General features: G+C 53.6%; 13 protein-coding genes. 2 read left to right on the top strand and 11 right to left on the bottom strand.

The genetic code is table 11. The annotated features are described in order from the left end of the window. Window positions 1–78: 78 nt before the first annotated feature. Window positions 79–3,810: a chromosome segregation protein SMC gene (gene smc, locus ABQ298_12975; protein MEQ9825290.1), complete on the top strand. Its 3,732-nt coding sequence runs from the start codon at window positions 79–81 to the stop codon at window positions 3,808–3,810. A 54-nt stretch (window positions 3,811–3,864) separates the two neighbouring features. Here smc and ABQ298_12970 read toward each other — a convergent pair whose 3' ends face one another. The 8 genes from ABQ298_12970 to ABQ298_12935 all read right to left on the bottom strand — a co-directional run bounded on the left by ABQ298_12970 (window position 3,865) and on the right by ABQ298_12935 (window position 12,419). Beyond that, entirely contained in the window at window positions 3,865–4,998 is a 1,134-nt protein-coding gene (locus tag ABQ298_12970) for a glycosyltransferase family 4 protein (GenBank protein MEQ9825289.1), read from the bottom strand. 85 nt (window positions 4,999–5,083) lie between these two features. Next, window positions 5,084–8,164: a preprotein translocase subunit SecA gene (gene secA / locus ABQ298_12965; GenBank protein MEQ9825288.1), complete on the bottom strand. Its 3,081-nt coding sequence runs from the start codon at window positions 8,162–8,164 to the stop codon at window positions 5,084–5,086. A gap of 120 nt (window positions 8,165–8,284) precedes the next feature. After that, window positions 8,285–9,211: a UDP-glucuronic acid decarboxylase family protein gene (locus ABQ298_12960; protein ID MEQ9825287.1), complete on the bottom strand. Its 927-nt coding sequence runs from the start codon at window positions 9,209–9,211 to the stop codon at window positions 8,285–8,287. Window positions 9,212–9,294: 83 nt separating this feature from the next. Next, window positions 9,295–9,786, bottom strand: a complete 492-nt coding sequence (locus ABQ298_12955; GenBank protein MEQ9825286.1) for a hypothetical protein — start codon at window positions 9,784–9,786, stop codon at window positions 9,295–9,297. Then, on the bottom strand, window positions 9,783–10,388 hold the full coding sequence (locus ABQ298_12950) for a hypothetical protein (protein ID MEQ9825285.1): 606 nt from the start codon (window positions 10,386–10,388) through the stop codon (window positions 9,783–9,785). The genes ABQ298_12955 and ABQ298_12950 overlap by 4 nt, the downstream gene beginning before the upstream one ends. Continuing rightward, a complete protein-coding gene (locus ABQ298_12945) occupies window positions 10,375–11,007 on the bottom strand; it encodes a hypothetical protein (GenBank protein MEQ9825284.1) in 633 nt (210 codons plus the stop codon). Before ABQ298_12945 ends, ABQ298_12950 begins: the two co-directional genes overlap by 14 nt. After that, window positions 11,007–12,020 (bottom strand): hypothetical protein, encoded by a 1,014-nt coding sequence (locus tag ABQ298_12940; protein ID MEQ9825283.1) that lies wholly within the window; start codon window positions 12,018–12,020, stop codon window positions 11,007–11,009. Before ABQ298_12940 ends, ABQ298_12945 begins: the two co-directional genes overlap by 1 nt. Before the next feature lie 30 nt (window positions 12,021–12,050). Beyond that, window positions 12,051–12,419 (bottom strand): HPr family phosphocarrier protein, encoded by a 369-nt coding sequence (locus ABQ298_12935; GenBank protein MEQ9825282.1) that lies wholly within the window; start codon window positions 12,417–12,419, stop codon window positions 12,051–12,053. A gap of 69 nt (window positions 12,420–12,488) precedes the next feature. On the opposite strand from ABQ298_12935, the gene ABQ298_12930 reads away from it, so the two are divergent. Continuing rightward, the gene (locus ABQ298_12930; protein MEQ9825281.1) at window positions 12,489–14,582 is read left to right on the top strand and encodes a thioredoxin family protein; all 2,094 of its coding nucleotides are present in this window, start codon (window positions 12,489–12,491) and stop codon (window positions 14,580–14,582) included. Window positions 14,583–14,590: 8 nt separating this feature from the next. On the opposite strand, the gene ABQ298_12925 is transcribed toward ABQ298_12930, so the two are convergent. From ABQ298_12925 to ABQ298_12915, 3 genes are all read right to left on the bottom strand, one after another. Next, window positions 14,591–15,601, bottom strand: coding sequence for a dihydroorotate dehydrogenase-like protein (locus tag ABQ298_12925; GenBank protein ID MEQ9825280.1), 1,011 nt, complete (start codon window positions 15,599–15,601; stop codon window positions 14,591–14,593). 10 nt (window positions 15,602–15,611) lie between these two features. Continuing rightward, window positions 15,612–18,812, bottom strand: a complete 3,201-nt coding sequence (nifJ, locus tag ABQ298_12920) for a pyruvate:ferredoxin (flavodoxin) oxidoreductase (protein ID MEQ9825279.1) — start codon at window positions 18,810–18,812, stop codon at window positions 15,612–15,614. Between the two features lie 366 nt (window positions 18,813–19,178). Further along, on the bottom strand, window positions 19,179–19,934 hold the full coding sequence (locus tag ABQ298_12915; protein ID MEQ9825278.1) for a metallophosphoesterase: 756 nt from the start codon (window positions 19,932–19,934) through the stop codon (window positions 19,179–19,181). Window positions 19,935–19,947 lie beyond the last annotated feature (13 nt).

The raw sequence follows: 19,947 nt of genomic DNA, 5'->3' as shown, positions 1-19,947 counted from the left end.
CGCAGGATCACCGACACCGTTAACTGGGGGGCTTCGTATCCTGTTGGCCAGGGAATCTTCACTCCCCACGCATCACTCATGTTTCTCAAGACGATCACACTGCACGGATTCAAAAGCTTTGCGGACCTGACGCGCCTTGATTTACAACCCGGAGTCACGACCATCGTAGGCCCCAACGGTTGCGGCAAGAGCAACATCACGGATGCAATCCGCTGGGTGCTGGGCGAGCAAAGCGCAAAGGCACTTCGAGGTGGAAAGATGCAGGATGTGATCTTTCAGGGCAGCGAGCACCGAAAGAGCGTGCCGTTTTGTCAGGTCACACTTGTTTTTTCCGAATGCGAAAAAGATCTCGGTACCCAATATCACGAGGTTGAGATTTCACGCAAAGTGACCCTTGAGGGCGGAAGCGACTACTTTCTCAATGGAAAGCTCTGCCGCCTCAAGGACATTCAGTCCCTATTCATGGATACGGGCATCGGACAGGTATCGTATTCCTTTTTGATGCAGGGTCAGATCGACCAGATTCTCTCCTCCAACCCACTGGAGCGGCGCTCGATCTTTGAGGAAGCGGCTGGAATCACCCGCTACAAGGCACAGCGAAAGGAGGCTCTGAATAAGCTCAACATGGTCGAGCAGAACCTGACGCGCGTGACCGACATCATTGACGAGGTGAGCAAGCGCATGGGCACGCTCAAGCGCCAGGCATCCAAAGCCGTTCGCTACCAGCGTCTGAAGCATCGCCTCACTCATCTCGACATTGCCTGGAACGCTCACTCCTATCACAGCCTCAACAGCGAGTCGTCCGGGATCAAGCAGCAGTTCAGCAATGCTGAGCAGAAACTCAATTCCACTCGCGAAACCGTCGAACGGCTCAACCGTGAACTCGCCCAGCGCAAGCTGGTCAAGGCCGACATCTTTCAAACCGTCGAAGAGCTGCGCAGTCGCCAGTTCTCACTCCGCTCTGCAAAAGAACAGGCAATCAACCAGGAGCAGCTGAAGTCCAACCGCATCGAACATCATCAGGAGCGGCTTGAACAGATTGCGGCAGAGCTGGAATTGCTGCACAGCAATGCTTCCCGCATGGGCGATGAGGATTCCGATATTCATGAACAGATGACCACGCAACACTCGGCGGTGAGCAACGCCGAAGCAGGTTACCGGGAGTGGGAGGAAAAACTCAGCGCTCTCGATGCCTCAATGCGGGAGCGCAGCGAGGCACTTCAGGAGGAGAAGGTCGAGTTGATTGCTGCAGAGAAGCGCATCACTCATTTTCGATCCCTCTCGACTCGCCTGGAAGTCGGTCTTGAATCCTACCACTCCAAGCATGAGGAATTGATGGAATCGTTTCATCGCTACCAGAGTGACCTGGAGGAGCTGAACCAACAGTCGGAGTCCATCGAAGCTCGCCTCATCCGCAAACAGGAGGAGCAGCAAAACAGTGCCGCCTCCCTTGAGCAGTTGACTCTGGCGCTGCAGGAATCGGAGGCGCAGCTCAAGCAACTGCAAAACGAGTTTGCAGAGATCGAAAAGCATCACACCCAGCTGACTGCAGAATCGTCAATTCTCGAAAATCTTCAGCGCAAACTGGAGGGCTTTGGAGCCGGAACCAAGGCCATTCTGCAAGGGGAACTCGAAGCACTCGTGCAGCCGTCTGAAGTGGATGTTTTTTCCAAGCACATTCAGGTAGACGCGGATTATCAGCAATTTTGTGAAACGGTGCTCGGATCCCTGCTGGAGTCCATGGTCTACTCCAATACCAACCGCATCGGAACCATCAGCAGCCACCTGATCGAAAGCGCGAAGGGCAGGGCCAGTTTTCTCGTGCCAGAGCTGCGCAATCGCTGCGCGCACCGCACCGGTGCCGCTGCAAAAGGACCGTTGCGCCCTGCAGCAGAGCTGATCCGCACCAGCCGCAGTGAGCTGGAAGCCGCCTTGGCGGATATTTTGTCAGGCAGTTATTATGCGCCTTCGCTTGAGCAGGCGATTCAATTCCTGAAACAACACCCTGACTTCGATTTTGAGCAAATTGCCACACCTTCGGGGGAAATGATCACCCGTCATGGTTGTGTAAACATTGGCAAACACGATGGGAAATCCGGCAGTTTTCTTCAGCGTCAAAACGAACTGCGCAAGCTTAAGGCGCAAATCTCATCCAAGGAACAAGATTTGCGCGAGGCCAATGAACGCCTCGACTCACTGACCCAATCCATCGAGGATCAGCGCAAAGAGCGTGAGGAATGCAGGGATATTCTGCAAACTGTCGAACGCGAAATCTCCAATCTGAAAATCGAAAAGAGCGGGCTCGAACGCAACATCAGCTCCAATACGGACCGGGTGGGAACCTACCGCAAGCAACTGGAAGCACTCGATCTCGACCGCGAGCGTCAGGAGACGGAACTCCAGGAAGTTCGGCAGCAGCTTGAAGGTTCGGAAACTGAGCTGGAGCAGCTCAAGACACGGATCAGTCGTCTCGAAATGGAGGTGTCCGAAATGCGCTCTCAGAAGGAAGCCGTATTTGAGGGACTCTCGAATGCAAAAGTTGTGCTTTCTGAAGAAAAACAGAAACTGGGCACCTATCAGCAAACCATCGTGGAGAATCGCCGACGCAAGGAGGATATCGAGCGGCGCGTCGCCCAGTACGAAAAGGAGCAGGAAAATTCGCGCCAGTCGATTTTGCAATTGCAGGAGCAGATTGCCAGTGATCGAAAGCAGGCCGAGGACTACGCCCTCGAAATGGAGGAAACCTCAGTTCAACTGAGCAAGGAAGAACAGTCCTTTCAGGAATTTGATCACGCGATCACCGCACTCGAATCCCAGCTGCACGAGCATCGTGAAGCGGAACGCACCCAAAACGAGGAACTCAGCCGCATCTCCCTTTCTCTATCGGAAAAGGACATCTACGCCAAAACCCTGACGGAAAAGATCCGCGAGGAATATGACATCAATCTCGAAGCCGCCGACTGGAAGCTCGAACTCTGGAAAGCCAATCAGCGCATCTTGAGTCGGGTTTCCATCGAAGACCTCGAGGACGAAAGTGATGTGCAGGACATCGCAAAACAGGCGGTGGAGGATGCGGACCCAACGGAAGAGGACCTTTCCCATGCCGCCGAAGAAGTGGACTGGAGTGCGCTTCAGGAAGAAATCCAACAGCTTCGCAGCAAGATCAATTCGATGGGTCCGGTCAATACGCTCGCCATCGATGAATACACCGACCTCAAGGAGCGCTACGAATTCCTCAAATCGCAAAGTGATGATCTTTGGAATTCCAAAAACAAGCTGGTCGATGCCATTTCCGAGATCAATAAAACCTCGGAGTCCATGTTCCGCGAAACCTTCGACAAAATACGGACCAACTTCAAGGAAACCTACAGCCGACTCACCGGAGGTGGCGAATCTGATCTGGAGTTGCAGGACGCCGAAGATGTTCTCGACTCGGGGATCGAAATCATCGCCCGCCCACCGGGCACCCGTCTGCGAAATCTCACACTGCTGAGTGGTGGACAGAAGACCATGACTGCCGTGGCACTGCTCTTCGCTATTTACATCGTCAAGCCGAGTCCCTTCTGTGTGCTCGATGAGTTGGATGCTCCGCTGGACGATGCCAACATCAAGCGCTTTGTGGATATGCTGAGGGACTTTACCCGGTTTTCCCAGTTTCTGATTGTTTCCCACAACAAACAAACCATCGCTGCCGCCGACAGTATCTTTGGCGTGACGATGGAAGAAAAGGGTGTTTCCAAACTCATCTCGATGCGCTTCAACTCAGATCGTGATCTGATCGAAACCATGATCGAACCGGAGCGAAACTGAGCACCCGAAGCAATGGTCAGATGCGCTCGCTCGACCTCCAGGCTCCAGCAGATGCTACCGGGGACTGGGAAACATGCGTGAAACCACCGACTGCCAGTCATGGGTCTGCACCATCGCACGTCCCTGCTCGCCCAACTGCTTCCGAAGGAGTGGGTTGCGAATCAGGATATCAAGATGCCGTGCCAGTGCCTCACGATCCTGTGGGTCACACAGGTATCCATTCTGCCCGTGTCTGACCACATCTTCCACTCCTCCAATGCGGTGAGCAAGGATCGGTATTCCAAAACGGGACGCCTCAAGGTAGACCAGCCCGAGTCCTTCCACACTCGTGCCAAAGGGTACACTGGTGAGTGCAAACAGATCTGCTTCGCGGTAGCACTTCTCCAGTTCGTCATCAGAGAGTCCTCCGGTAAATTCAACCTGCGCCCCACAGGAGTACGCCAGATCGGATACTTCCCTGAAATAACGATCCTTTACCAGCTGCCCGACAAAGCAGATATGAAGCCTTCGCTTGACATCGGGTTCGAGTCGCTGGACAGCTTCGAGCAACTCGCGTTGACCTTTGCGCGGATGGATGCGCGCGACACAGAGCATTCGCACTGTGTGTTCAGCATCCAGCGCGGATCTTGCAAGAGTCGGAAGCCCCTCACCCGGCAGTGACATGCCAAACCCACGAACGAGCTTATGCTTCAACTCCGGCAGCCAGGACAGCAGCACTTGTTCGTTGTGTTTTGACAGCACATGGATGACATCTGCCTTGCGCGCCAACCTCCGAAACAGGGGAGCTCCCCACCAGCGTGATTGCTGATACCGCAGAATTTCACTGCCATGCAAAGTGATCACAAGCCGTTTCCAGAAACGTGGAAGCAACAGGGTAAGCACCATGAAGACCGCGATGGGACCCGGTTCACCCAAATAGATCTCCGCCGTGCGCAGGGTTTTTCGGGATGCCGCAACCTCGCGTGCGGTGACCAGCAGGCACGGCAGATTGCGCGTGCCCTTGAGTCGACGCAATACCCGCACATCATAAGCTGGATTAAAATCATTCGCCTGGCCGGTGTATTCCGGCGCCCACACGGTGACCTCGCGTCCCGTCCGTGTGAGCGTTTCAGCGATTTTCTCGCACACTGCACCCGCTCCGCCGCGCTTGGGGCGAAATTCATGCGTCAGTATGTGGATTCGGTCCATCGCACAGCTTGCATAGGGGTGATCCGAGCGGATCAGGGGTTGAGTTGGAATTGCATCAAGCCCGCTGACGCAGAGGACTCGTTCGTCACATCGATTGGCACTTCTTCAATTTTTTGCCACACCCACAGGGACAGGGATCGTTGCGCCCGACCTTGGGAACGGTGCGTGTGACCGTGACGGGCTTGGCGGGTGCCTGCGGTCGATTGGTACTGACCTTGGGTGCCGAAGGAGAAGCCTGACCCGCTGCCTGACGCTGCTGCAACAATGCTGCCTGACCGGAGGGTCCGTCCGACGGACCCTGCGCCTGTACCTTTGAGGACAGGCGGCTGAGCATGTTTTGAAACGCCTGTACATTGGTCGCAGTACGGAAAATGCTCGAGCAAACCTCCGTGCGTACATTGGTCATCATCTCCTCAAAATATACAAACGCTTCGGTCTTGTATTCATTGAGCGGATCCTTCTGCGCATAGCCGCGCAGAGATACGCTCTGACGAAGGTCATTCATGTCCGTGAGGTGGTCCCTCCACAACTTGTCAACTGCCCGAATGATGACATACCGCGTCAGCATTTTCAGCTCCTGTTCATCCTCGAAGCGGCGCCGGTCATTGTAAGCCTCCCTGATTCGCTCGAGTGCCACACCGGAAAGCCCTTCGATCGAATGCTCCTTGAGTTGCTCCGGTTTGAGTCCAATCGGAAAATGCTGGTTCACCCAACTGAGAAAACTCTCGACTGCAGCGTTGTCCTGCTCGGATTTCCGCGTGGATTGCAGGGCATCATTTGCGCGCTCCTGCAGCTCTTCCTCTACCAGTTCAAACAATATTTCGCTGGGATCCTCGCTGTGAATCGCATCATTGCGAATCCCATAGACCACCTCACGCTGATTGTTGAGCACGTCATCGTACTGCAGTAAGCGCTTGCGGATCGAAAAATTGTGCTGTTCGAACTTCTTTTGCGCATTTTCGATGGACCAGTCCAGAATGGGATGGTTCATTTCCTCATCCTCGGCCATCGTCTTGTCGAGCACCTTGGACAACTGACCCTGGTTTGCAAAGAGCCGCATCAACGGATCTTCAAACGATACAAAAAACTTGGTGCGCCCTGGGTCACCCTGACGCGCACAACGTCCCCGCAACTGACGGTCGATGCGGCGGGACTCGTGGCGCTCGGTGCCGAGCACCAGCAATCCACCCAACTCGGCAACCCCTTCACCCAGTTTAATGTCGGTACCACGACCTGCCATGTTGGTGGCGATCGTTACGGCCGCGCGTGCACCTGCACCTGCCACAATTTCCGCCTCCTGCTGATGGTATTTCGCGTTGAGTACGTTGTGTTTGATCTTGGAGCGCTTGAGCATGCGGGAGAGCAACTCAGACGATTCCACCGAGGCCGTTCCCACGAGCACAGGTTGTCCCTTTGCGTGCGCAGCCTCAATGTCCTCGACCACCGCATTGTATTTTGCACGGCGCGACTTATAAACCACGTCATTTTCGTCAATTCGCACGCAAACCTTATGCGTGGGGATCACCATCACATTGAGCTTATAGATCTCAAAAAATTCGGAGGCCTCTGTTTCCGCAGTTCCGGTCATTCCCGCCAGTCTTTCATACAGGCGGAAATAGTTCTGAATCGTAATGGTCGCGTAGGTTTTGGTCTCCTTCTCGATGGTGACACCCTCTTTGGCTTCAACCGCCTGGTGCAGGCCATCGCTCCACCGGCGACCTGCCATGATGCGCCCGGTATTCTCGTCGACGATCATCACCTTGCCTTCCTGCACCACATACTCCACATCGCGCTCGTAAAGACTGTAGGCACGCAGCAACTGGCTGATCGTATGGATGCCCTCGCTGCGACGGGAGAAACGCTCCTGTGCTTTCGCACGCTCCTGTTCCTTTTCTTTGGTAGCGAGATCCTTGCGCGCATCAATCTCCATGTATTCGCTGGGAAGATCGGGAAGCACAAACGCATCCGGCTCATTGGGCTGCAGTTCCACCCGACCCATTTCCGTGAGGTCTGCCTGGTGGTTTCGTTCGTCAATGTTGAAATAGAGGCGTTCCTTCAGCTGGTAGCGAAGCTGTTTCTGAACATCTCCGTTGAGGTTGAGTTCGGTGGACTCAAATGCCTTGCGCACTTCAGGAACCTCCATCAAACGCAGTAACTGTTTATTCTTGGGCATGCCCCACTTGACCATGACCAGGAGTTGATAGGGATCTTCGTACTCCGGATAGGGTTCCAGCGGTCGCCCTGCCTTCTGATGTTCCTTGTTGCGTTTCTCAATTTCCTTGATGAGGGACTGATGCTGGGCCTCACGCTCGGATTCTGGAATATCAAGCAGTTCCTTTGCGCGACTGGCAAACTCATTGCACAATCGATTCTGCTTGCGGACCAGCTCGGAAACACCGGGCTTGTACTCATGGAACGGAAGCGGGTGATCGTCTTCCATCGGACCCGAAATGATGAGCGGCGTGCGCGCCTCATCGATCAGGATGGAGTCCGCTTCGTCGATGATACAGAAAAAATGATCCCGCTGCACCTGATCTTCCTTGCGGGTGGCCATGCCATTGTCCCTGAGGTAGTCAAAACCAAACTCCGATGCCGTGCCGTAGGTAATGTCCCGCCCATAGGCATCCCGGCGCTCATCCGGACGCATTCCGTTCTGGATACACCCCACCGATACCCCTAGTTTTTCGTAGAGGTGTCCCATCCATTCGGAGTCTCGGCGAGCCAGATAGTCGTTCACGGTAACCAGCTGGCAATTTTTCCCGGAGATACTGTTGAGGTAGAGCGGCGCCGTCGCGACCAGCGTTTTTCCCTCTCCCGTTGCCATTTCAGAAATGAAGCGGTGGTGCAGGGCCATGCCTCCGATGAGCTGCACATCGTAGTGCACCATGTTCCAGTCGAGTTCCTGGTCACACACAAGGATCTTTGAGCCACAGAGCCTGCGTGCTGCATTTTTCACTGCCGCAAATGCTTCGGGCAACAGGTCGTCGAGAGTCTCGCCATTGGCGAAACGGGTGCGAAATTCATCGGTCTTGGCCCGAAGTTGATCATCGGTCAAGGATTGGTACTGCGCTTCGATTGCATTGATGGTTTCCACCACCGGACGGGATCGTTTGAGAAAACGACGGTAGTGACTGCCTGCGAAGCGTTTGAAAATAAATGACAACATAGCCTGAATGAAAGAGCCGATGATGGTACAGCATGGACTTCAAGTCAAAACCTATGGCGACCGAATTCGATTGCACAAAGCACGCATGCGATGCATTTCACATGCTCGCTGATGCGGGAATCAGATTACGGAGCGAAAGTAGTCGATGGTGCGTGCCAGTCCCTCCTCCAGCTCCACAGTCGGCTGCCAGTCGAGGTGTTTACTCGCCAGGGTGATATCGGGGCGTCGTTGCTTGGGGTCGTCCATTGGCAGCGGACAGAATTCGAGCTTCGACTTCCCGCCTGTGAGTTTGAGCACCAATTCAGCAAGTTCCAGCATGGTAAACTCGTTTGGGTTTCCCAGATTCACCGGCCCGACGACCTCATCCTGAGCCATCATGCGCACAAATCCCTCGATCAGGTCGCTGACATAACAGAAGGACCGGGTCTGCTGCCCATCACCATAGATCGTGATCGGATTTCCTTTCAGTGCCTGCACGATAAAATTGGACACCACCCGACCGTCATTGATCATCATGCGCGGGCCGTAGGTGTTGAAGATCCGGATCACCCGAATGTCCACGTCATTCTGACGGTGGTAATCAAAGAACAGCGTTTCCGCACAGCGCTTTCCTTCATCATAACAAGCCCGCAGCCCAATGGGATTCACATTTCCGCGATAGGATTCCGACTGTGGGTGTACATCGGGGTCACCATACACTTCCGACGTCGATGCCTGAAAAATCCGCGCTCCCGTGCGCTTGGCCAAACCGAGGCAATTGATTGCTCCCATCACCGACGTCTTGACGGTTTTGATCGCATTATACTGATAGTGCACCGGAGAAGCAGGGCAGGCGAGATTGTAAATTTGATCCACCTCGCACTTGAAGGGATCCACCACATCATGGCGCATCCACTCGAAAAGATGATTATCCAGCAAATGCCGAATGTTCGACTTGCTGCCGGTGAACAGATTATCGAGACACACCACATCATGGCCTTCACTGAGCAGGCGCTCGCAGAGATGACTGCCAAGAAATCCGGCACCGCCGGTGACTAAGATACGCATGAGATTCCAAAGGGTTAGAGTTGGGAGAAAATGCCACACCCTTTTCAGGTGCGTCAGGCAAGGATTGCAAGTTCAACAAAAGATCAGCGACCAGACAAGTCGACTTCGTGGCGGAAACCATTTCGTTCCAGGATGAACCGCTCCCGTTCAATCCGGACGATGGTTACAGAACTCTGGATACCTCCGAGATCAGGCAGGGTTCGAGTGATGTGGTCGCCTTCGCGCAATAGATCACCACTCTTCATGAGCAGCGACCGACGATCCCCACGCACAAATGCACCCGACACTTCGTCGACCAGAACTCTCGCCACCGAAGCAAGCAAATCTGTGTCCGAAACACCACCCGGTGCGCGCAACTTCAGAAGCAACGGCTGGTCAAAAAAGAACGGGTTGATGATGTAGGGAATGGCCTGCTCAAGATCGGAGTCCTGGTATTGCAGGATTGACTCCAGATCCGAGAGGTAGGACTCGCGATCCTGGTCGGACAAGATGCGGGAAGAACGCGCGCTGACTGACAAAGCCAGAACCCAGGCGACAACAACCATCACCCCCTTGCGAAAGATTGGATTTCTCATGATTCACCTCCACCAGAAGTTGCGACAGCCTTCCCAAGCACATTGACCTCGAGAGACATCACCATGTAGCCTACCTCCGGACTGGGAGTCGTGCTGAGTTCGAATCTTCTCACAGCAATCAGGCGATTTGACGCGTCAAAGTGATACAGCATCGTTGCAAGATCCGTGAGCAATCCCCTCGCCTGCATTTGAAAGGGGATCACTGCGTAGTGCTTGCGCGTCCAAATATCACCCGGAGGAATTTTTGTTGCCTCCGCAATCACCGGGCGCTGCGAAACCTCAGTAATGTCAACGGCATGCTCCTGGCCAAAGGCATAGAAGAACCCATTGTTGTTGGCGATCTGGGTGTGGTCCATGAGTTTTACGTCGATCTGTTCAAACATCGAAGCAAAGCGCTCATGGTCCTCTTCAATGTCCGAACCCTCCCGAGCGTTGTATTTCAAAGTCTGCACTTCGCGCTCAAGTTCGTACAGCTCATTTTCCAGTTCACCCAACGATCCCATCGTGACGTACAGGAATCCAGCGACTGCCAACGAAGCCGCTCCTGCCAGCCACGCAACGGGATAACGCTTTACACTGTCGACTATATCACTGGCTTCCATTGCTGCGCTTGAAAATGTGCAATTCGATCACAAACGAAAAAACTCCGCTGGTTGCGTCCTTTGAAGGATTGCCCTGTTCGGAAACCTGAAGCTCCCAGGATTCATCCACTTCCAGAATGGCAAGACGGTTCTTCAACTCCGCAATATCGGCAGTGGTGCGACCTTTGCCGGTGAGGCGTACTTTGAATGCCTCACCCTTGAGTTCGGTGTTCCAAAAGTGTTCGTAAGAGAGTGTATCGTACACCACATCGGGAGTGCGGATGCGCGCGAGTTCCACGAGCAGCCAGGTCGGGCGGATGGGGCGTTGTGTGAGCGCACGGATATCATCCATCTTATTGGCCATTACTCGAAACTCCCTGCTCAGCTCGGTCACATGGCGGTTTGTGGAGGATCGCGACTGCACTTCCGTCTGAAGAGATGCAATCGACTGCCGAAGCCCGATTTTGTTGAGTTCCCGGTATCCGGCAAACAGGAGCAGACAGATCAGAACAGCTATGAAACAGAAGTTAATGAGAAACTTCGTGCGAATGACCTTGGTGTCGGGCAAGCGATCCACCAACCGGAAGTCCGCCCGCCACTGCGCTCTGGATTCATTTCGCTTGCCTAAGGAAAATTTCATCAGAGCACTCCCATCGCTGCTACCAGAGGAAGGATGCGATTATCATCCCTGATCCACTCCACTGCCTCATCAAACTCAACGCCGACCATCTCTCCGAGTTCTCTGGGGTCAAAGGAAAGGAGATTCATGCCCAAATCCTTTGAAAGCAGCTCAAAAACCCAATGCTGACTGGGCATGCCGTTGGCAACAACCATCTGAGAAATCGACTGCCCGGTTTCAACCTCGAACAGCCCGACAATCGATGCAATCTCACGATAGACCGGTCGAATCACCTGCTGCCCGATATCGCTCAGATCGATGGTGCTGGAGTACAGCAACTTGCGGGCAGATCGATTGTCCTTGAGGGAGAGTTCTTTTTTGATCTGCTCATACATGGAGGCATAACCGGAATCAATCTGCCGCAGCATGGGTTCTCCTTCCGCAGGCAGCACAAACAACACTCCTGACTCTTCAAACAATTCCAAGAGCATGACGGGGCCGGAAACTTTGCCGGTCTGTATCAGTTTCTTCAGCAGTCCCAACATCAGAAAAACCGAACTCTCCAATCGCCGTGGAAAAAAATCCGCATCGAGAATCTGCCGCTGCAACTGCTCCAAAGCACCGGTCTTCATGCCACCAATCAGCATGAGTTTTGACTGGGGATTCTCCACTGCAACCAAGTTGCCAGTCGCCCAATCGATCACCTGAAAGAAAAAATCCTCCTTATCGGTCCCCAACCATTGCTTGACCACTTCGGGAATGTAATCTGCGTTTTTGGTTTTGGAAGCGGTTTCAGGTTCATGAATGCAGTGCCGGAATGCCGAGCTGCTGACCACCAGATTCACATCCCGAAATCCTTTTTTTTCGGAACGGAACGAGCTGAGCGCAGTGTAAGGATTACCCGTTATCTCATGGGTCGGAATCGAAAGCAGTTCTGTTACCCTCACGCTCGAACCGACATGGGTCATGCGAGCCAACAGGAATCCATTTTCCTGCTGAAAGATGGTGAGCGTGTCTCCTTTGCCATTCCTCATTGATCGGATCCCCCGAATCGGGGATGGACCTCAGACCTCATCAAATTTGCGGTCAAAAAGCTCCTCCACTTCATTCAAAAATTCATCTCCGTTTGGATCTTCGATTTGAAACTCAAGCTTCGAGCCGTTGCCAGCAGCCAGCATCATCAAGCCCATGATGCTCTTACCATTCACCTGCTCCGTGTCCTTGATCACCCAGACATCTCCTGGATATTTGTTCGCAATCCGCACAATCATTGCAGCCGGACGGGCGTGTATACCCATTTTATTCTTCACGGTAACCGTTCTGCTGAGCTGATTTCCTGACTGGGACTCCATAGGCACATATACAAAGGGAAATCTGAAAGAGATCAAAATAAAACTAACGTCAATCCTTTCGGCTATCCAAACGTTAAGCAAGTCAATATACTGAATCGGCTGTCCTTGCGTCGACAGCTCCCGGGGGCTGATCCCGACAATTGTTGAATCATGACTTGCTTTCCCAACATCCCATTGAGTCGTCCACTCGCAAAATCTGCAATGGCTGCTGCGCTTCTGCTGGCCGTTGCCCTGCAGTCCGTTTCTGGAGAACCAGTACCATTTCAACAGGGAGCAAACGTACACACACGACTCGTCTCCGACTGGGGGTCAAGGGATGGTGATCGCTTTCACGCTGTGGTGGAATTCCGTATCGATGAAGCATGGCACACCTATTGGAAGAATCCGGGGACTACGGGCATGTCCACGACAATCCACTGGTCTCTCCCAGAGGGCATGACCATCGAATCCACCTACCAAAGCATACCGCAACTCTACTCTAACCGGGGACTGGTCGACTACGTGCATGAGGACACAGCCCTGTTCATCGCAGAGATTCGGGTGGACCCGCAGCAACTCTCCAACACAACCCCACTCCGCTTGGAGGCCCGCGTGGAATGGCTCGAATGCGAGAAAGTCTGCATGCCCGGGATGAGTGAACTCCAGCTCGACCTCAATGACACCACCCAGCTTCCCAGCGGACTTGGAGAGCAGATTGACTCCCTCGTGAACGCCTACACCGATGTCTACCCCGGAAACTACAGCATTGCCGGTGATCAGGTCCAGATTCACCTGGATTTCCTACCCGACCCCTCTCTTGTTGATGATTCCTTCCACTTTTTCCCCGAAATGCCCATCGTCGATGCGGCTGCACCCCAACACTTGACTCGAACTGACGCAGGTCTTCGCCTGCAATCCCGCAAGGCCGCACATGCCGAAACTCCAACCGAGTCCATCAAGGGCTGGCTCGTCGCCACCGATCCGAGCGGTCAACAAACTGCTTGGCGAACGGAACTCACCCTCGACCCGTCAGCCACAAAAGCGTCCGCTGCACCCGCCGAAGCAACCGCACCGACCAACCTTACGCTGCTCGTGGGGCTGGCCTTTCTTGGTGGCCTGATCCTCAACCTCATGCCCTGTGTTTTTCCGGTCATCGGTCTGAAGATCATGGGGTTTGTAGAACAAGCTGGCCAGGAGCGACGAAAAATCATCCTGCATGGACTCATCTTCACCGCCGGGGTTCTAGTGTCCTTCTGGGTACTCTCATCCGTATTGCTGCTGCTTCGTGCTGGAGGCGAGCAATTGGGCTGGGGCTTTCAACTGCAGGAACCCTGGTTCAACTATGCCCTGATTCTACTGATGCTTGCCTTCGCGCTCAGCCTGAGCGGCGTTTTTGAGTTCGGCATGTCTGCAGTGGGGGTCGGAAGTGATCTCCAGCACAAATCCGGACCCATGGGTTCCTTTTTTTCCGGCGTGCTCGCCACCATCGTAGCCACACCCTGCAGCGCTCCATTTCTCGCGCCAGCACTGGGAGCCGCACTGGCCCTCGAGGCTTGGCAGGCCATGCTGCTGTTCACCTTTATCGCACTGGGACTTTCGACCCCCTACCTGTTGCTGAGCCTTTTCCCGTCCACCCTCAAGGTGCTGCCCCGCCCGGGCGCATGGATGGAAACCTTCAAACAGTTCATGGCATTCCCGCTCTATGGAACCGCCGCTTATCTTCTCTGGGCACTGATTGGACAAATTGATGATACCAACCAACTGAACCTTCTGCTCAGTCTGGCACTCTTTGCGATGGCGTTTTGGATCTACGGAAGGTGGGCAGCACCGCACCGCCGGGCTAAGGTCCGGCGAAGTGCAATCATGGCAGGGCTTGCGCTCATGGTTTTGTCAGTCTGGATCGGTCATCCCCGGGTGCAAAAGGAATTTTGGGAACCCTGGTCTCCAGAGCGCGTCGAGCAGTATGTGCGGGAAGGCAGAACGGTTTATGTCGATTTCACCGCGCGCTGGTGTGCCACCTGCCAAGTGAACAAGCGCGTGGTGTTTGGTTCCCAGGAAGTGATCGACGCCTTTGAGCGAAACAACATTGTCGCCCTCAAGGCAGACTGGACCAACCGCGATCCTCGCATCACCGAACGCCTGCATCAGCTGGGCAAAGCCGCCGTTCCCGTCAACCTGGTCTATAAAAATGGGGAGAATGAACCTATCATCCTCCCCGAAGTTCTTACCCCGGGCATCGTGCTCGAGGCATTGAATTCCAACTGACTTAGCCCTCAGCGACCCGGTGCATCCAACAACTCGTTGGAGCGCAAGATCAAATCCACGTACTGGGCACGTTTGTAAACGAAGCGATCATTCACATTGCACTCTGCCAGTTTTCCGATGAAGGCATCGATATTGGAGTATGACTTTCCTTCCATCCATCGATCCAGATCCTTGAGGATCTCCGAAATCTGGTCAAAACGACTCTTGTAGAGAGTACTCACAACCTGCACGGCACTGGCTCCGCTGAGAATCGCCTTGACGACGTCTCGCCCGGAGAACACCCCATTGTTGCTGCAAAGTTGTCCCTTCACTTTTCCAAACAGCAATCCCATGTAGCGGCAGGCGAGCTTGTTGTCCCCTTTCGAACTCAGGTTGAGCGGAATGGTGTGTTTCTCTTCATCGATATCGATATCGGATTCGAAGAGCCGGTTAAACAGGACGTATCCGGCGACCCCGATCTTCTCCATTTCCGTGATCAAGTGGAGCACATTTGAGTAGAAATAACTCAACTTCACCGAAACTGGAATCGAAACCACCTTTTGGACCGCAGCAATGACCTCCAGTTGTGCTTTTTCCACATCAGCCCCCGAGCGGTTTGCATCCCCGGGGATGTGGTAGAAGTTCAATTCAAGTCCATCCACTCCCGTATCCTGAAGCATTTTTGCATATTCCACCCACGTCGCCTTTTCGACCGCGTTCAGACTCGCAATCACCGGAATCTTCACGCTCTCCTTGGCTCGTTTCACCCAGTGCAAATGTTCACGGGGTCCGGAATGTTCCAGCGATGGGAAGAAGCTGCCAATCTCAGAGTCCACGTCACTCAGTGACGCAATGTCATTGTCCATTTTCCACTGTTCGAGCTGAATTTGCTCCTCAAACAGGGAAGCACAGACGACCGCACCTGCGCCCGATTCTTCGGCCTGCCGGATGCCCTCTACCGACGAGGTCAATTTGCTGGCACCGACAACCACCGGGTTCGCGATGTCCAGTCCCATGTATCTTGTTTTTAAGTCAGCCATGTTCTTGGGATTAGAGGTTCTTGAGATTTAGGATTTCACTGGTACGACGCGCATTGTCCTGCTGCGCCAGTGCCTGAAGACGCTCTGCCTCATCCGGCATCGCGCGGGAGAGAATTTTATAGCGGTTCTCCACTTCCGTGAATTCCCCAAACTGCATCGTCGCCTCAGGAGAATCCCAGGAAAAGACTGGTGTATCCGACCCCTGGTTTGCGGGATTGAAGCGATACATCGGCCAGTAACCGGTATCCGCCGCTTTTTTCGCCTGCTGCATGCCTAACCTCAGATCATAGCCGTGTGCAATGCACTGGGCATATGCAATGATGATGGAGGGACCTTCAAACTGTTCGGCCTCCACAAACGCTTTCATGCACTGTTCCTTGTCCATTGCCTGATTGATACTGGCAACATAACAGGACCCGTAGGTGCTCATCATCAGGCCGAGGTTCTTCTTGCCCGACTGCTTTCCAAGAGCGGCAAATTTCGCCACGGCACCACGAGGAGTTGCCTTGGAGGCCTGCCCCCCCGTGTTGGAGTAGACCTCAGTGTCCATCACCAGCACGTTCACATTCTTCTGGCTGGCCATGACGTGATCGAGTCCGCCAAACCCAATATCATAGGCCCAGCCGTCACCCCCGAACACCCAGATGCTGCGATCGACCAGATTGTCCTTGAGGTCGAAGGCGATCCGTAGGTCTTCAGAAGTGGGATTCGCTTCCAGAAGCGCGCTCAACTGCTGCTTGATCAACTCAGAGAGTTCTTTCATTTCGCGCGACACCGATGCCCAGTCTGCCAAGCGCTTCCGGATGAGATCCTTCAGCGAATCCGGACATTTCCCGTTCTCTGAGAGGCGCTCCAACGCTGCCTTGAGCAGGCGACGGTTCTGGTCCACTGCGAGGCGCATGCCAAATCCGTATTCGGCATTGTCTTCAAAAAGCGAATTGCCCCAGGTCGGCCCCTTGCCGTTGCGATCCGTCGCATAGGGACTGGTCGGAAATGTTCCACCGTAAATCGACGAACAGCCCGTCGCGTTTGCAATCATCATGCGGTCTCCAAAAAGCTGGGTAACCATGGAAATGTACCCAACTTCACCACAACCCTGACAACAACCGGGATATTCAAAGTAGATGTCCTCGGTCTGAATGTTGTCGAGTGGATTGAGTTTTTCAAACCAGGGAGCAACACGTCCTGCACGTCCCGCCTTTTCAAGTCGTTTTGTTGTCGTCGGAAAACGCCCGTCAAAACTCATCTTGGAAACGGGCACCAAGTCACCTTTCAGACGCAGAACCGGATCCACCACTTCGAGTGCATAAGCATCGGAATCCGCAGGCACAACATCCTGAATGGGAGCACTCGTTTCACAGCTTTCCGGAATCGGAACCACTTCAATCGCATCGACCGAAGCATCAATCGCATCCCAGTTCATCTGAACGATTTCCTGTCCCTTTCGTTTGAAGGTTTTCTCCACGTAGGTTTTGATCATCGGAATGGCTTCCTCTTCACTCAGAACGCCCGAGAGTTTGAAGAATGCCGTCTGCATGACGGTGTTGATGCGTCCCCCAAGACCCACCTTTTTTGCGATCTTCGAAGCATCCACGTTGTAAACCTTGATCTTCTTCTTGAGGATGGTTTCCTGCATCTCCTTCGTCAACTTACCGAAGATGTCTTCCACCTTCCAGTTGCTGTTGAGCAGAAAGGTTCCTCCCGGCACAATGCCTTCAAGGATGTCATACTTGCCAATGTATTCGCGCCGGTGAAGTGCCACAAAATCCACATTGGTCAGCAAATACTCCGACTGGATGCGCTGATCGCCAAAACGCAGGTGTGAAATCGTATAACCTCCAGATTTGTTGGAGTCATACTGGAAATAACCCTGAACGTATTTGTCCGTGCCTTCCCCAATGATCTTGATCGAATTTTTGTTGGCTCCAACGGTTCCGTCAGATCCATATCCCCAGAACTTGCAGCGCACGACTCCCGGAATTTCGGTATCAATCTGCTCGTTCACCGGAATCGAAAGGTTTGTCACGTCATCATGAATTCCAACCGTAAAACCGTGATGTCCGTCCGCTGCGAGATGGTCAAAGACCGCCTTAACCATGGAGGGAGTGAATTCCTTGGAACTCAAACCATATCGACCCCCAATGATGCGAATGTCTCGCCCGTACAGTGCCGTCACTACATCCTGGTACAATGGCTCACCCAGTCCACCGGGTTCCTTCGTGCGGTCGAGAACTGCGATTTTTTTGACGCTGCCTGGGATTTCGTCAAGAAAGTCGCTCAGCGAAAACGGACGGAACAGGGTCACCTTGATCGCACCCACCTTTTCCCCGCGCTGATTGAGGTAGCGAATGGTTTCTTCGATGGTTTCTGTTGAAGAACCCATCGCGATGAGAATCTGCTCGGCATCGGGGTCTCCAATGTAGGTGTAGGGTTTATAGCTGCGCCCCGTTTTCTCGGCATACAGTGCCATGTATTTTTTGATGATTCCCGGAAGCACATCGTAGAACCGGTTGACAGTTTCCCTGCCCTGGAAATAGACATCCGGGTTCTGTGCGGCGACCTTGATGATCGGATGATCCGGATTCATCGCCCGCGCCCTGAAACTGGCAAGCGCATCCATCGGGAACAGCTCCTTGAGCGTCTCATACTCAACGGCCTCAATTTTCTGGATCGAGTGGGATGTCCGGAATCCATCAAAAAAATGAACAAAGGGAATCATCGATTCCGTCGAGGCGAGGTGCGTGATGGCTGCAATATCCTGAGCCTCCTGCACATTCGCCGACGCCATGAAGCCAAACCCGGTTGAGCGACAGGCCATCACGTCTGAATGATCACCAAAGATCGAAAGCGACTGTGCCGCAATGGATCGCGCAGTGACGTGAAACACCGTGGGCAACATCTCCCCAGCGATTTTGAACATATTCGGAATCATCAGCAACAGACCCTGCGATGCCGTAAAGGTCGTTGTCAGAGCACCCGTCGAGAGCGATCCGTGACACGCACCGGCAGCACCTGCTTCCGACTGCATCTGTACGACCTCGAGACGTTCACCAAAGATGTTCTTTTTTCCTGCTGCTGCCCACGCATCTGCATTCTCCCCCATATCCGAGGAGGGCGTGATGGGGTAAATCGCGGCAACTTCACTGAGCGCGTAAGCCACGTTGGAAGCAGCGGTGTTTCCATCGATATTCACCATTCGTTTTTTGGCCATGGTAATCTTGTTGATTGGATAATTTCTTCCTGAGTAACAATTCGGCACATCCAGGGATCACCACCGCTTTCAATGCCAACGAATGCCGGAATCATACCGCCCCACGGTTACGGGAATCAAGCATTATATTAATATTTGTTATAAGGATGGTTAACAAAATTAGAGTTTCTCAACATCAAGCAACCCAACAGTTTGGAACGGTAAGGCATGCCAAAAATTGCATGGCCGGAGTCCGATTTTATCGGTTATCTCTAAAAAAACAGGTGTTTCTCCCTTATGGAACCCACACGATTCAGGGTGATGCCCCATCCCCCAATCAGGGTCGCAAGGCACCCGTCAAAGCACGACTGCAGCAAGAACCACGAACTAAACCGCAACCCAGGAGAGTTGTCCTGCTTGCAACACGCCATAGCCTTGCTGCCTGGCATCCAGGCAGTAGCTTCGTCCCTGTTGCCGAAAGCCTGAACCGACGGTGTGTCCGACAATTTGGGGGATTCCAATCTCCTCGGTAAATTCCTGATTCCAGTCGAGCCAGAGTGGTCCACCACGAAGCGCATCTCCCCCTCTCGAAAATCCTGCCCGGAACACGGGGGCAAGCTGACCCTGCGCATCCAGCAACCCCGTCATGGAGTGGTTGAGGTGGGCAACGTTCTGTTCAAAGGATCGGCGTTTCGACCAGAATTCGGAGGTCACTCCGGCATGTGTCAGCAGATAGCCCTGCTCCAGATGCGCCAACTGCACACGCTCCCACATCGGCGCGAGTTCCATAGATGCGGCAACTGCCAGGGACTCACGGTTGGGTAGCCCATAGTAGGAATGCAACGCATTGCGGGCAACTGCATCGAGTGCCCCCTCTTCACGGTTGAAATAATAGAGCACGTCGTGGTTGCCCAGCAGAATGAGCATACGGTCACCCAGTTCGCACACCAATTTCAGGATGCGCTGCAGGGTTGCTTCCAGGGCTTCACGATGCGCGAAAAAGGGTTCTTTTGAATCAAAAAAATCACCAAGAAAAATCAATCGATGCAGGCTGCCCAAGTCGTGACGCTCCAGCACCTTGTCCACAAATCGGTGGTTCTGGTGAACATCCGGTATGATGACCGTTTCCCGTGTGGGTGCCATGGATTTCATTCAG

This window comes from Puniceicoccaceae bacterium (genome assembly GCA_040224245.1).
Classification (GTDB): Bacteria; Verrucomicrobiota; Verrucomicrobiia; order Opitutales; family JAFGAQ01; genus JAKSBQ01.
The sequence above is the reverse complement of the archived record's forward strand: the minus strand, read 5'-3'. Positions and strand labels throughout refer to the sequence as shown.

Excerpts from the sequence above, each read along its gene's own strand:
- ABQ298_12940 (MEQ9825283.1), bottom strand. The coding sequence starts at position 12,020 with ATGAGGAATGGCAAAGGAGACACGCTCACCATCTTTCAGCAGGAAAAT.
- ABQ298_12955 (MEQ9825286.1), bottom strand. The coding sequence starts at position 9,786 with ATGAGAAATCCAATCTTTCGCAAGGGGGTGATGGTTGTTGTCGCCTGG.
- ABQ298_12950 (MEQ9825285.1), bottom strand. The coding sequence starts at position 10,388 with ATGGAAGCCAGTGATATAGTCGACAGTGTAAAGCGTTATCCCGTTGCG.
- secA (MEQ9825288.1), bottom strand. The coding sequence starts at position 8,164 with ATGTTGTCATTTATTTTCAAACGCTTCGCAGGCAGTCACTACCGTCGT.
- ABQ298_12925 (MEQ9825280.1), bottom strand. The coding sequence starts at position 15,601 with ATGGCTGACTTAAAAACAAGATACATGGGACTGGACATCGCGAACCCG.
- ABQ298_12915 (MEQ9825278.1), bottom strand. The coding sequence starts at position 19,934 with ATGGCACCCACACGGGAAACGGTCATCATACCGGATGTTCACCAGAAC.
- nifJ (MEQ9825279.1), bottom strand. The coding sequence starts at position 18,812 with ATGGCCAAAAAACGAATGGTGAATATCGATGGAAACACCGCTGCTTCC.
- ABQ298_12970 (MEQ9825289.1), bottom strand. The coding sequence starts at position 4,998 with ATGGACCGAATCCACATACTGACGCATGAATTTCGCCCCAAGCGCGGC.
- ABQ298_12960 (MEQ9825287.1), bottom strand. The coding sequence starts at position 9,211 with ATGCGTATCTTAGTCACCGGCGGTGCCGGATTTCTTGGCAGTCATCTC.
- ABQ298_12945 (MEQ9825284.1), bottom strand. The coding sequence starts at position 11,007 with ATGAAATTTTCCTTAGGCAAGCGAAATGAATCCAGAGCGCAGTGGCGG.
- ABQ298_12930 (MEQ9825281.1), top strand. The coding sequence starts at position 12,489 with ATGACTTGCTTTCCCAACATCCCATTGAGTCGTCCACTCGCAAAATCT.
- smc (MEQ9825290.1), top strand. The coding sequence starts at position 79 with ATGTTTCTCAAGACGATCACACTGCACGGATTCAAAAGCTTTGCGGAC.